This window comes from Mycobacterium sp. 852002-51057_SCH5723018 (assembly GCF_001667035.1).
GTDB lineage: Bacteria > Actinomycetota > Actinomycetes > Mycobacteriales > Mycobacteriaceae > Mycobacterium.
Genome location: NZ_LZIR01000008.1, coordinates 20,893 through 34,118, shown reverse-complemented (window position 1 = coordinate 34,118; position 13,226 = coordinate 20,893). Strand labels below are relative to the sequence as shown.

At 68.3% G+C, this 13,226-nt stretch carries 12 protein-coding genes; 1 reads left to right on the top strand and 11 read right to left on the bottom strand.

Annotated features, from left to right (window positions below):
• Nucleotides 1-85: 85 nt before the first annotated feature.
• The 10 genes from lpqB to A5764_RS02520 all read right to left on the bottom strand — a co-directional run bounded on the left by lpqB (nucleotide 86) and on the right by A5764_RS02520 (nucleotide 10,486).
• Nucleotides 86-1,909, bottom strand: a complete 1,824-nt coding sequence (lpqB, locus tag A5764_RS02565; protein WP_156664463.1) for an MtrAB system accessory lipoprotein LpqB — start codon at nucleotides 1,907-1,909, stop codon at nucleotides 86-88.
• Nucleotides 1,909-3,594, bottom strand: coding sequence for an MtrAB system histidine kinase MtrB (mtrB, locus tag A5764_RS02560; RefSeq protein WP_067108054.1), 1,686 nt, complete (start codon nucleotides 3,592-3,594; stop codon nucleotides 1,909-1,911). The genes lpqB and mtrB overlap by 1 nt, the downstream gene beginning before the upstream one ends.
• 67 nt (nucleotides 3,595-3,661) lie before the next feature.
• Entirely contained in the window at nucleotides 3,662-4,348 is a 687-nt protein-coding gene (mtrA, locus tag A5764_RS02555) for a two-component system response regulator MtrA (protein ID WP_067108051.1), read from the bottom strand.
• 90 nt (nucleotides 4,349-4,438) lie between these two features.
• Complete coding sequence (locus A5764_RS02550; protein WP_067108048.1) at nucleotides 4,439-5,071, bottom strand: dTMP kinase; 633 nt, start codon at nucleotides 5,069-5,071, stop codon at nucleotides 4,439-4,441.
• Between the two features lie 22 nt (nucleotides 5,072-5,093).
• A complete protein-coding gene (gene ahcY, locus A5764_RS02545) occupies nucleotides 5,094-6,554 on the bottom strand; it encodes an adenosylhomocysteinase (protein ID WP_369807266.1) in 1,461 nt (486 codons plus the stop codon).
• 120 nt (nucleotides 6,555-6,674) lie between these two features.
• On the bottom strand, nucleotides 6,675-7,310 hold the full coding sequence (locus A5764_RS02540) for a TetR family transcriptional regulator (RefSeq protein WP_156664462.1): 636 nt from the start codon (nucleotides 7,308-7,310) through the stop codon (nucleotides 6,675-6,677).
• Nucleotides 7,307-7,489, bottom strand: coding sequence for a rubredoxin (locus A5764_RS02535; RefSeq protein ID WP_067108040.1), 183 nt, complete (start codon nucleotides 7,487-7,489; stop codon nucleotides 7,307-7,309). The genes A5764_RS02540 and A5764_RS02535 overlap by 4 nt, the downstream gene beginning before the upstream one ends.
• A complete protein-coding gene (locus A5764_RS02530) occupies nucleotides 7,486-7,662 on the bottom strand; it encodes a rubredoxin (protein ID WP_067108038.1) in 177 nt (58 codons plus the stop codon). The genes A5764_RS02535 and A5764_RS02530 overlap by 4 nt, the downstream gene beginning before the upstream one ends.
• The gene (locus tag A5764_RS02525) at nucleotides 7,659-8,924 is read right to left on the bottom strand and encodes an alkane 1-monooxygenase (protein WP_067108035.1); all 1,266 of its coding nucleotides are present in this window, start codon (nucleotides 8,922-8,924) and stop codon (nucleotides 7,659-7,661) included. The genes A5764_RS02530 and A5764_RS02525 overlap by 4 nt, the downstream gene beginning before the upstream one ends.
• 80 nt (nucleotides 8,925-9,004) lie before the next feature.
• Nucleotides 9,005-10,486: an amino acid permease gene (locus A5764_RS02520; RefSeq protein WP_067108032.1), complete on the bottom strand. Its 1,482-nt coding sequence runs from the start codon at nucleotides 10,484-10,486 to the stop codon at nucleotides 9,005-9,007.
• 96 nt (nucleotides 10,487-10,582) lie between these two features.
• On the opposite strand from A5764_RS02520, the gene A5764_RS02515 reads away from it, so the two are divergent.
• Complete coding sequence (locus A5764_RS02515) at nucleotides 10,583-12,010, top strand: NAD(P)/FAD-dependent oxidoreductase (protein ID WP_156664474.1); 1,428 nt, start codon at nucleotides 10,583-10,585, stop codon at nucleotides 12,008-12,010.
• Here the strand turns inward: A5764_RS02515 and manA are convergent.
• Entirely contained in the window at nucleotides 11,988-13,223 is a 1,236-nt protein-coding gene (manA, locus tag A5764_RS02510) for a mannose-6-phosphate isomerase, class I (protein ID WP_067108029.1), read from the bottom strand. The genes A5764_RS02515 and manA overlap by 23 nt on opposite strands.
• Nucleotides 13,224-13,226 lie beyond the last annotated feature (3 nt).

The window sequence follows — 13,226 nt, the reverse complement described above, 5'->3', positions numbered from 1 at the left end:
GGTTTAAACGTGACCACTTTTAGGGACTCGGCGGCCTGGTCGAGGTCGCGCCACGTGGCCCGGCCGACCAAAAAGCGTGTTTGCCTCAACCCGGCAACACCGGCGCCGCTCCGGGCATCGTCAGCCCGGACACGTCCGACCAATTCTGTTGGCTTTCGGGGGCCGACGCCGAATACTGCACCACCCCTTCGGGGGCGGCGACGTATACCGCCGACGGGTTGGCCGCAACCGTGGTCACCGGGATCTGCACCCCGCGGGCCGGCGCGTCGGAGTTCACGCCGTCGATGTTGACGTAGGACACCGGGTGGCTGGCATCGGTGCGGGTGACCACGATGTCGTCGCCGGTGCGCCAGGACAGCGACACCACCGAGTTGCCCAGGCCGAAGCCCAGCCGCCGCGGGTAGGTCAGGGCGTACTGCCCGGCCTGCGTCTGCTCCACCCCGGCGAGGATGACCTGGCCGTTGATCACCATCGCGGCGCGCGTGGAATCCCGGGACAGCTGCAGGTCGGTGATTTGCCCCGGGAAGCTGCTGGCCACCAGCGCGGAATCCACCGGGATCCGGGCGGGCTGCCCGGAGGCCGGCTCCTGAATCGCGCGCAGCACGTTGTTGTTGTCGACGACCACCCACACGGCGTCGTCGAGCGACCAGCTGGGCCGCGTCAGGCTGCGCCCGTCGGCGGATTGCACCGCCTCGCCGCCCAGGTCGCCGATCCACAGCGACGCCGCCTGGTCCGGTGCGCCGCGCCGCAGCGTCACCACCGACGCCACCTGCCGCCCGCTGCGCGACAGCGCGGCGCCGGTCTGATCACCCATCCGCCCGAAGGCCCCCGGCACGGTGGTGGTGTGCTGTCCGTCGAGCCCGACCAGTGAGCCGTTCACCAGCGCGTGCAGCCCGGCCCCCGCGCCGTCGGCCACACCCGGATCGGTGGCGGCGACATCGGAGGTGGTCCATCCCTCGGCGAACCTGTCGTCCAGCGGTGCGCCGTCGGCTTTGATCACATACGGGCCCCTGATGTCGGCCCGGGCCAGCGTCCAAATGATCTGTGCCGCAAGCAATTGCCTGCTGTGCGGATCGGTGGTCGACAGCTTCTCCAGATCGACGCGGGCGCCGCCGTAACCGAGCCCGATGCCGTTCTTGCCGCCGTCGGCCCGCGTCACCGGCCCCCGCAACCGCAGCGGCGGGGCAAGCAGGTTGCGGACCGTGTGCGCCATCTCCGGCCGCGGGCCGGCCAGCAGCTTGGAAACCAGCTCGGTGGCCAGCTGGTCGTGATCGGACACCGCGACGTAGCGCGGATCGGGCACCACCGTCTTGCCGGTCGGGTCGGCGAAATACAGCGTGTTGCGCTTGTAGGTCGCCTGGAATTGCTGCCAGTCCAGGAAGACCCCATTGGGCAGGCGGTCGATTCGCCACCCGCCCGACGTCTTGACCAACTCGATCGGTCCCGGATCGGGCAGCACGCCTTCGGCGGTTTCGAACACCCCCACGTCCGACAGTGAGCCCAGGATGTCGGCCCGCATGGTGGCCGAAACCCGTTCGGCGGCACGGGTTTCCACGAAAACCACATGGTCGATCAGCAGCGCGCTACCGGCGTCGTCCCACGCGTTGGATGCCGACTGGGTGAGGAACTGCCGCGCCGCCAGGTGCCGGTTCGCCGGATCGGCTGTGGCCTTGAGGAATTCGCGCAGCAACACGTCGGGGTCCATGCCCGGGGTCGGCTTGGGCAGGTTCGACGGCGCCGGTCGCTCGACGGTGCCGATGGCCTGCGGGGCCGACGAGCTGGGCACGCCGGCGCAGCCGGCGAGCGACAGTGCCAGCGCCAGCAGCCCGAACAGCGCGAGGAGCTTCCGCCCGGCGACGATGCGGGCCGAAGCGGCCCGAGGAGAAGCCGGGCAATCGAGCTTCCGCATCAGCCGCTCCTCTCGGCGGGCTCACGGGCTCGCTGACGGTCCGCGCGCGGCGGTGCGGTCGGTTCCGCCGGCTGCGCCGCGTCCGGGATGGGCTTCAACGGCAGCGGGCTGGTGGTGACCTTGTGGCCACGAACAAGCGGCAGCGTCAGCCGGAAACAGGCGCCCTGCCCGGGTTCGCCCCAGGCCTCCAGCCGGCCCTGGTGCAGCCGCGCGTCCTCGATGCTGATCGCCAGGCCCAGCCCGGTGCCGCCGGACCGACGCACCCGCGACGGGTCCGAGCGCCAGAACCGGCTGAACACCAGCTTTTCCTCGCCGGGCCGCAGCCCCACCCCGTAGTCGCGGACGGTGACGGCGACGGTGTCCTCGTCGGCGCCCATGCGGATGCGCACCGGCTTGTGCTCGGCGTGGTCGATCGCGTTGGCGATCAGGTTGCGCAGGATGCGTTCCACCCGGCGCGCGTCGACCTCGGCGATCACCTCGTGGTCGGGCACGTCGACGAGCAGCTCGATGCCGGCCTCCTCGGCGAGGTGACCCACGTTGCCCAGGGCGTTTTGCACGGTGGTGCGCAAATCGACCGCCTCGACCGACAATTCGGCCACCCCGGCGTCGTGCCGGGAGATCTCCAGCAGGTCGTTGAGCAGCGTCTCGAACCGGTCGAGCTCGCTGACCATCAGCTCGGTGGAGCGGGCCAGCGTCGGATCGAGATCGGCGCTGTGGTCATAGATCAGGTCGGCGGCCATCCGCACGGTGGTCAGCGGAGTGCGAAGCTCGTGGCTGACGTCGGAGGTGAACCGGCGCTGCAGGTTGCCGAACTCCTCCAGCTGCGTGATCTGGCGGGACAGGCTCTCGGCCATGTCGTTGAACGACAGCGCCAGCCGGGCCATGTCGTCTTCGCCGCGCACCGGCATGCGTTCGGACAGATGGCCCTCGGCAAACCGCTCGGCGATCCGGGAAGCCGACCGGACCGGCACCACCACCTGGCGCGACACCAGCAGCGCGATCCCGGCGAGCAGCACCAACAGCACGGCGCCGCCGGTGATCATCGTCCCGCGCACCAGCTGGATCGTGGCCTGCTCGTTCTTCAGCGGGAAGATCAGGTACAGCTCGAGGTTGGCCACCTGCGACGACGTCGGGGTGCCGACGATCAGGGCCGGCCCGGAGAAGCCGTCGGTGTGCACGGTGGCGTACTGATACGCCGCCTGCCCCGCCTTGATGAAACCGCGCAACGAGCTCGGTATCTGATCGACGGGTCCGGCCGCGGTCGCCGCGCGCGGGCCGTCGCCGGGCACCATCAGCACCGCGTCGAACGCGCCGGCCAGCCCCGCACCCGAGGCGGGGTCGGTCTTGGACGTCAACGTGTTGCGGGCCAGCTGAAGGCTGCTGTCCAGCGAGCGCGTCTCCTCGCCGTTGACGATGCCGCCGACGGTGGTGCGGGCCCGCTCGATCTGCTCGATCGCGGCCTTCACCTTGACGTCCAGCACGCGGTTGGTCACCTGGCTGGTCAGCACGAAGCCGAGCGCAAGGATCACCGCCAACGACAACCCGAGCGTCAGCGCCACCACGCGCAATTGCAGCGATCTGCGCCAGGCAACGCCCACGGCCCGACTCAACGCACCCATGCCGCGGGTCATGGGACCCGAACGCCCCCAGCGGCTACGAGTGCGTCGCCGAGAGCCCCACCACATCAATGACGCCACTCCTCAGCATCGCTGCGCTCTGCATCGTCGTCGGCGTTGATAGGGCGCCGCCGGATCACGGGGGTCCGGCCTTGTATCCCACTCCTCGAACGGTCAACACCACGGTCGGGTTCTCAGGGTCTTTTTCGACCTTGGCCCGCAGACGCTGGACGTGCACATTCACCAAGCGGGTATCCGCCGGGTGACGATATCCCCACACCTGTTCGAGCAGCACATCACGAGTAAACACCTGGCGCGGTTTGCGCGCCAACGCGACCAGCAGGTCGAACTCCAGCGGTGTCAGCGAGATCTGCTCTCCGTTACGGGTGACCTTATGCGCCGGCACGTCGATGTCGACGTCGGCGATGGAAAGCATTTCGGCGGGCTCGTCGTCGTTGCGGCGCAACCGCGCGCGGACCCGGGCGACCAGCTCCTTGGGCTTGAACGGCTTCATGATGTAGTCGTCGGCGCCCGACTCCAGCCCCAGCACCACGTCGACGGTGTCGGTCTTGGCGGTCAGCATGACGATCGGAACGCCGGAGTCGGCCCGCAGCACGCGGCACACGTCGATGCCGTTCATGCCGGGCAGCATCAAGTCCAGCAGCACCAAATCGGGCCGCAGCTCACGCACCGCGGTCAGGGCTTGGGTCCCGTCACCGATGACCGCGGTGTCGAAGCCCTCCCCACGCAGCACGATGGTCAGCATCTCTGCCAGCGAAGCGTCGTCATCGACGACCAGGATCCTTTGCCTCATGAACTCCATGGTGTCACCAGATCGGGACAAAATTGGGGCACCACACGGGCGTTTCTTGGCCGATCACCGTAAATATGGCGCAAAACGGCCGGAAATCTGCTATCCGGCGGTCAAAGTGGCGGCCAGGGCAGCCGGATCGACGTCCGCGTCGACGGCCAGCCACCGCCCGCCCCAGCCCGCCGCGGCCAGCTCGGCGTACACAGCGCCGGTGCGCTGCTGAAGCTCGTCGTCGCGTTCGTAGCTGTCGCGCGCCCGGCCCGGCTCGCTTTCGGCGCGATGCCGGGCCCGCCGCGCGGCGAGGTCGGCGGGCACCGCGAGCAGCACCTGCCAGTCGGGCGGGGGCAGACCCAGGCGCCGGTATTCGAGCCGGTGCACCCAGGCCACCGCCGCCCCTGCCGCGTCCTCGCGCAGGCGCGCGGCGCTGTAGGCGGCATTCGAAGCGACGTAGCGGTCCAGGATCACCACGTCGTGGTCGCGGCCCAGCCCCTCGATCTCCGCGACGGCCGCGGCGCGGTCGAGCGCGAACAGCATCGCCATCGCATACACCGACGACGCCAGGTCGCCGTGCTCGCCGTGCAGCGCCTCGGCGGCGATGTCGGCGGTCACCGATTGCCCGTATCGCGGAAAGGCCAGGGTGGCCACCGACCTGCCCGACGCCTCGAACGCCTCGTGCAGACCGTTGGACAACGTCCGCTTGCCCGCGCCGTCGACCCCTTCGATCGCGATCAGCACCGCGCGAGCCTATCGGCCGGGCTCAGTAGCGGTAGTGGTCCGCCTTGTAGGGGCCGTCGACGTCGACGCCGATGTACTCGGCCTGCTCCTTGGTGAGCTTGGTCAGGTTGCCGCCGAGCGCCTCGACGTGGATGCGGGCCACCTTCTCGTCGAGGTGCTTGGGCAGCCGGTACACCTCGTTGTCGTACTCGTCGTTCTTGGTCCACAGCTCGATCTGGGCGATCACCTGGTTGGAGAAGCTGTTGCTCATCACGAACGACGGGTGGCCGGTGGCGTTGCCGAGGTTCAGCAGCCGGCCCTCGGAGAGCAGGATGATCGACTTGCCCGTGTCGGGGAACGTCCACACGTCGACCTGCGGGCGGATGTTCACCTTGGTGGCGCCGGACTTTTCCAGTGCGGAGACCTGGATCTCGTTGTCGAAGTGGCCGATGTTGCCCAGGACCGCATAGTCCTTCATCGCCTTCATGTGCGCCAGCGTGATGATGTCCTTGTTACCGGTGGCGGTGACGACGATGTCCGCGGAGCCGATCGCGTCCTCGACCGTCTCGACGTCGTAGCCCTCCATCAGCGCCTGCAGCGCGTTGATCGGGTCGATCTCGGTGACGACGACGCGCGCGCCCTGGCCCTTGACCGACTCCGCGCAGCCCTTGCCGACGTCGCCGTAGCCGCAGACCAGCACCTTCTTGCCGCCGATCAGCACGTCGGTGCCGCGGTTGATGCCGTCGATCAGCGAGTGCCGGCAGCCGTACTTGTTGTCGAACTTCGACTTGGTCACCGAGTCGTTGACGTTGATCGCCGGAAAGGCCAGATCGCCGGCCGCGGCGAACTGGTAGAGCCGCAGTACGCCGGTGGTGGTCTCCTCGGTGACGCCCTTGATCGACTCCGAGATCTTGGTCCACTTGTCCTTGTCGGTCTCGAAGCGGTTGCGCAGCAGCTCCAGGAAGACCTTCCACTCGGTGGGGTCGTCGTCCTCGGCGGGCGGCACCACCCCGGCCTTCTCGTACTGCGCGCCGCGCAGCACCAGCATGGTGGCGTCACCGCCGTCGTCCAGGATCATGTTCGCGGGCTGGTCAGGCCAGGTCAGCATCTGCTCGGCGGCCCACCAGTACTCCTCCAGCGTCTCGCCCTTCCAGGCGAACACCGGGACGCCCTTGGGCTCCTCGGCGGTGCCGTGCTTGCCGACGACCACGGCGGCGGCGGCGTGGTCCTGGGTGGAGAAGATGTTGCAGGACGCCCACCGGACCTCGGCACCCAGTTCGACGAGGGTCTCGATGAGGACGGCGGTCTGCACGGTCATGTGCAGCGAGCCGGAGATGCGGGCGCCCTTGAGCGGCTGGACGTCGTGGTATTCGCGGCGCAGCGACATCAGGCCCGGCATCTCCTGCTCGGAGAGCTCGATGTCCCGGCGACCGTAATCGGCCAGCGACAGGTCGGCGACCTTGAAGTCGATGCCGTTGCGGACATCGGGGGTCAACGAATTCATAGCGTTAGTCATCCTTCTCAAGCTCACTGGGCCCAAGCGGTACTTAGCTTAGGTATGTTCTTGCGCCACTGTAGTCGGCACCGAGTCGGCGCCTTAGACGAGGGAAGGTCCGGGGAACGTTCAGGGAATGTTGATGACGCCGTGCCGCTCGACGAACGGCGTCATGAGCCGCGCCAGGTCCGCGGCGACATCATGGTCGGCCTCCGGCGGCATCGGCACGTAGCTCAGGCAGAGCCTGACGATGGCCCGGGCGAGCACGCCGGCGTCCTCGTCACTCGCGGCCACCCAGCTCTGGGTCAATGCCGAGACGAGCCGCGCCGAGGCCTGGTTGATGATCGGCGCGCTGTCGGTGGTGATGAGCTGCAGCAGGTCGGGCTTGGCCACACCGGTCAGCAACGAGGTCACCAACGGGTCCGCGGCGGACTCAGCGAAAAAGGCGCGAAAGCCCCGCAGCAACGCCTGATGGATGTCGCCGACGTTGGCATCCAGCGCGGCGTGGACGATGTCGACCAGGCGATCGGCCAGGCGCAGGGCGTAACCCTGCGCCAGCCCCTGCCGCGAGCCGAACTCGTTGTAGATGGTCTGCCGGCTGATGCCCGCGGCGCGGGCCACGTCCGACAGCGTGATGGCGGACCAGTCGCGGGCCAGCAGCAGGTCCCGCATCGCGTCCAGCACCGAGTCACGCAGCAGGACGCGCGACGCCTCGGCGTAGGGCATCCGCTTCACAGGCGCGACTGTAACGTTCGGGGCGCTCACGGGCGGGCTACTTCGACCATCTCGAAGTCGGATTTGGCAGCGCCGCAGTCCGGGCAGCTCCAGTCGTCGGGGATTTCGTCCCAACGGGTGCCGGGCGCGATGCCGTCTTCCGGCCAGCCCACGGCCTCGTCGTACTCGAAGCCGCACTGGATGCAGCGAAACAGCCTGTAGTCGCTCATCGGCTCATTCCTAGGTCTTGGAAGTCGACTTTCTCACGCACCGAGCAGTCCGGGCAGCTCCAGTCGTCGGGGATGTCCTCCCACTTGGTACCCGGCGGAAACCCTTCCCGCACATCGCCTTTGGCCTCGTCATAGACGTAGTCGCAGACCGGGCAGTGGTAGGCGGCCGTCATGCCGCGCCCTTGTGGGAGGCCGCCAGCAGCTTCTCGCGCAGGCGCGGCTGCACGTTCACCTTGGTGAGGTCGCCGGCGTAGTGCTCAAGCACCCGGTGGTCCATCACCTTGCGCCACAGCGGCGGGAAGTAGGTCAGCGCGATCATCGACGCGTACCCGCTCGGCAGGTTGGGCGAGCCCTCCATGCTGCGCAGCGTCTGGTAGCGGCGGGTTGGGTTGGCATGGTGGTCGCTGTGCCGCTGCAGGTGGTAAAGGAACAGGTTGGTGACCACATGGTCGGAGTTCCAGCTGTGCTGCGGCGTGCATCGCTCGTAGCGGACTTTTCCGGAAGCGGTGCCGGTCTGTTGCCGCATCAGCCCGTAGTGCTCCAGGTAGTTGACCGACTCCAGCAGGCTGAACCCGAAGACGGCCTGGATGACCACGAACGGGATCAGCGCCGGACCGAAAATCGCGATCAGCGCGCCCCACAACACCACCGACAGCAGCCACGCGTTGAGCACGTCGTTGGACAGGTAGGTCTTGGGGTTCCAGGGGCTATTACCCTGCCGGCGCAGCCGCTGCGCCTCCAGCCGCAACGACGACCGCAGGCTGCCGAAGACGCTGCGCGGCAGGAACTCCCAGAACGTTTCCCCGAAGCGGGCCGACGCCGGGTCCTCCGGGGTGGCCACCCGCACGTGGTGGCCGCGGTTGTGCTCGATGTAGAAGTGGCCGTAGCAGGTCTGTGCGAGGGTGATCTTGGACAGCCACCGCTCCAGCGCATCCTTCTTGTGCCCCATCTCGTGGGCGGTGTTGATGCCGACCCCGCCGAGCACGCCGACCGACAGCGCCACTCCCAGCTTCCCGACCCAGCTCAGGGCACCGGCGGAACCAGCCGGGAAGCCGAGCCAACCGAGGTCCGACGCGGTGAACAGATAGGCGCCGAAGACCACGCTGAGGTACTGGAACGGGATGAAGATGTAGGTGCAGTAGCGGTAGTACTTGTCGTTTTCCAGCTGCTCCATCACCTCGTCGGGCGGATTCTGCCCGTCGGGGCCGAAGCGCAGATCGAGGATCGGCAGCAGGACGTAGAGCAGGATCGGCCCGATCCACAACGGCGCCTCCGCGGCCGCGTGCCAGCCGAGTCGGTTGAGCCCCCAGATGACCGGCAGCATCGCGAACAGGGCGGTCGGCGCGATCAGCCCCATGAGCCACAGGCGGCGTTTCTTGTCCCGCCAGCGCGGCGCCTCGGCCTGTCCGCCCGCTTGGGGTCGCAGTGTGGTCATATGCCAAAACCTCTCCGTGAGTCCTACACCTTGAGGTTGGACAATACGACGCTCTGCGTCTCCTGTCTAGACACGGACCATTATTTTGTAAAGGCTAGCCCCGCGTCCCGGCGCCCCTGCACCGAGTGCCGATACCCGTAGCCGGCATAGATCGCGGTCCCCACCACCAGCCAGACGCCGAACCGCACCCAGGTCAGCGCCGTGAGGTTCAGCATCAGCCACGCGCACGCGCAGATCGAGGCGATCGGGAGCAGCGGCACCCACGGCGCCCGGAACCCGCGCTCCAGGTCGGGCCTGGTCCGGCGCAGCACCATGACGCCGGCCGACACCAGGACGAAGGCGAACAGCGTGCCGACGTTGACCATCTCCTCGAGCTTGCTGATCGGAAACACCGACGCCGTCGCGCCCACCACCAGCGCAACCAGCACGGTGATCCGGACCGGCGTGCCGCGCGAACCGGTCTTGGCCAGCGGCCGGGGCAACAGCCCGTCGCGCGCCATCGCGAACAGCACCCGGCACTGCCCGAGCATCAGCACCATCACCACGGTGGTCAGCCCGGCCAGCGCGCCGATGGCGATGATCTTGCTCGCCCAGTGAATCCCGTTCGCCGTGAAGGCCGTGGCCAGGTTCGCCGGCTTCCCGCCGGGCTGGGTCTTGAGCTCGGTGTAGGACACCATTCCCGACAGCACGACGGCGACGGCGACGTAGAGCAGGGTGACGATCCCCAGCGACACCAGGATCCCCCGCGGAACGTCGCGCTGCGGCTCTTTGGTTTCCTCGGCCATGGTGGCAACGATGTCGAATCCGATGAACGCGAAGAACACGATCGACGCCCCCGCCAGCACGCCGTACCAGCCGTAGTGGCTGCTGGTTGCCCCGGTGAGCAGTGACAGCACCGACTGATTGATCCCGGTCGCCTCGCGCCCGGCTTCCGGCTTCGGAATGAACGGCGAGTAGTTGGCCCCTTTGATGTAGAAGGCGCCGACGATCACGACGAGCACCACCACCGACACCTTGATGGCGGTGATCACCGCGGAGAACCTCGACGAGAGCTTGGTGCCAAGGGAGATCAGCGTCGCCACCACCGCGACGATCACCAACGCGCCCCAGTCGAGCTGGAAGGAACCGAATTTGCTTGTTCCGCCGGCGAATCCGAACACCGAACCCAAATAGCTCGACCAGCCCTTGGACACCACGGCCGCGCCGATCGCCAATTCCAGCAGCAGGTTCCAGCCGATGATCCAGGCCATGAACTCCCCGAAAGTGGCATAGGAGAACGTGTACGCGCTGCCCGCCACCGGCAGCGTCGAGGCGAATTCGGCGTAGCACAACGCGGCCAGCGCGCAGGTGATCGCGGCGATGACGAAGGAAATCCAGATCGCGGGCCCCGTGATGTCCCCGGCCGTCGACGCCGTCACCGTGAAGATGCCGGCGCCGATCACCACGGCGACGCCGAACACGGTCAGGTCCCGCCAGGTGAGCTCCCTGCGCAGCCGGGTCTCCGCCTCGTCGGTGTCGGCGATCGATTGTTCGACCGATTTCGTGCGCCAGCGATTGGCCATCCACCCGCCTTCCCATCCGCTGGGAACCCATTGGTCCGTCACAGTACTGGGTAGTCTGCGGGCATGCCGGAAAGAAACAACGCGCGAAACCACGCGGTGGTCATCGGGGGCAGCATCGCGGGACTGTGCGCCGCGCGGGTGCTTTCGGATCACTACGCCCGGGTGACGGTCTACGAGCGCGACGAATTGCCGAGCGGGGCGGCGAACCGCGCGGCCGTCCCGCAGGACCGGCACCTGCACATGCTGATGGCCCGCGGGGCGAACGAGTTCGAAAGCCTGTTTCCCGGGCTGCTCGAGGACATGGTGGACGCGGGCGTGCCCATGCTGGAGAACCGGCCGGACTGCATCCACCTGGGCGCGGCGGGCCACGTCCTCGGCACGGGGCACACGCTGCGCGACGAGTTCACCGCCTACGTGCCCAGCCGGCCGCATCTCGAGTGGCAGCTTCGCAGGCGGGTGCAAGACCTGGACAACGCGCAGATCGTGCGGCGCTCGGTTGCCGAGCCGCGGTTCGACCCGGCGCGGGAGCGGGTGACCGGTGTGCTGGTGGATCGCGTGACGGGCGGGGAGCCGGAGTTCGTGCCCGCCGACCTGGTGGTCGACGCGGCGGGCCGGGGCACCCGGCTGCCGGTCTGGTTGGAGCAGTGGGGCTATGCGCGCCCGGTCGAGCAAACGATAGACATCGGCATCAACTACGCCACCCACCGATTCCGGATGCCCGAGGGCCTGATCGCAGAGAAGGTGGTGGTCGCCGGCGCCTCCCACGACCAGTCGCTCGGGCTTGGCATGCTGTTTTACGAGGACCGCAGCTGGGTGCTGACGACGTTCGGGGTGGCGGGCGCCAAACCGCCCCGGACGTTTCCCGAGATGCTCGCGCTGGCCGACGAGCTGCTGCCGGCCCATTTCAGCGCCGCGCTGGCGCGGTCCGAACCGATTGGCGAGCCGGCGTTTCACGCGTTTCCGGCCAGCAGGTGGCGCCGGTACCACAAGCTGGACCGCTTCCCGGTTGGCATCGTGCCCTTCGGCGACGCCGTCGCCAGCTTCAATCCCACCTTCGGGCAGGGCATGACGATGACGTCGCTGCAGGCCGGTCATCTGAAGTGGGCGCTGCAGTTCCCGGATCACCAAGTGGCCGCGGCGCTCAACGGCGCGACGGCCAGGACGACCTACCCGGTGTGGATGATGAACGGCGTCGCCGACCTGCACTTCCACCACGCCACCACCAAGGCCCACGTGCCCTGGTGGTGGCGGCCGTCCGCGACGCTGTTCGACCAATTCCTCGGCGCCGCCGAAACGGAAGCGGTTCTGGCCGAATGGTTTTTGCGCCGGTTCTCACTGCTTGACAGCCTGTACATGGTCCCGCCGCCGCGGATCGTCGGCCGGGCCATGGCGCACAATATGCGGCTGTGGCTGCGCGAGCGCCGGGAGGCGACCCGCGACCGACGTGGCGATCGCGAGCGCCGCGGAGCCGGGCGAAGCGGCTCGCCCTCATCGGCGGCAGTCACAGCCCTACGGTCGCCCTGAACAGCTTGGCCGGCTCGCGTGCCACCAGCCGGATGGGTCCGTCGTCGGCCGCGACCCAGGCGGCCATCCCGCGTTCCAGCGTGAGCGATCCGGACTTGCCGTGCACCGCCGTGCAGCCCTCGGCGCACAACAAGATCTGTGGGCCCTCGTGGCTGCTGGACGCGTCGACCTCGTGGCCGAGGTAGTCGCCTTCAAGCGTCAGCAGGGCGACCGCGAACTCGTCGGTGGGCGTCTCGTAGATCATGCCGAATCCCTCGCGGCGGACATGCGGGTGCAGCTGCGCCTCGGGGGTGGGATTGAAGTCCAGCACCCGCAGCAGCTCGGGGACGTCGACGTGCTTGGGGGTCAGCCCGCCGCGTAACACGTTGTCGGAGTTGGCCATTACTTCAACGGCGAACCCACGCAGGTAGGTGTGCAGGTTACCGGCCGCCACGAAGATCGCCTCGCCCGGGGCCAGCGTGATGCGGTTGAGCAACAACGCCGCCAGCACGCCGGCGTCGCCGGGATAGCGTTCGCCCAGCTCCAGCACCGTCTTGGCTTCGGCCGCGAATTCCGTTGCGCCGGAACTGACGTAGGCGATGGCGCCGTCCAGCACGGCGGGTATCAGCACGTCGATGTCGGGCTGCGGCGCGGTGATCCAGGTGGTGAACAGCGCGCGCAGGCCGTCGGCGTCGGACTGGTCGTTGAGCAAATCGATGTAGGGGTCGAGGTCGGAGACGGCCAGCGCCCGCAGCAGCTCGACGGTCCGCGACGCGGGGCGAAACCCGGCCAGCGCCTCGAACGACTGCAGCGCCACCAACAACTCCGGCTTGTGGGAGGTGTCGCGGTAGTTGCGCACCGGCGAGTTCACCGGAATGCCCAGTCGCTCCTCGCGCAGGTAGCCCTCGACCGCCTGCTCGGCACTGGGATGGGCCTGCAGCGACAGCGGCTCGTCGGCCGCCAGGACCTTGACCAGAAACGGCAGCACGTCGCCGAACCTGGTCCGCGACGCCGGGCCGAGCTGCCCGTCCGGGTCGGCGACCAGCGCCTCCAGCAACGAGACCTCATCTTTCTTGCCGTTGCCCTTTTGCAGCCAGGCCGGGTCGCCGGGGTGTGCGCCAAACCAGAGCTCGGCCTCCGGATGAGCCGCCGGGACCGTACGCCCGGTGAATTCGGCGAGGGCGGTGCGCGATCCCCAGGCGTACGTGCGCAAGGCCCCGCGAAGCAGTTCCACTTG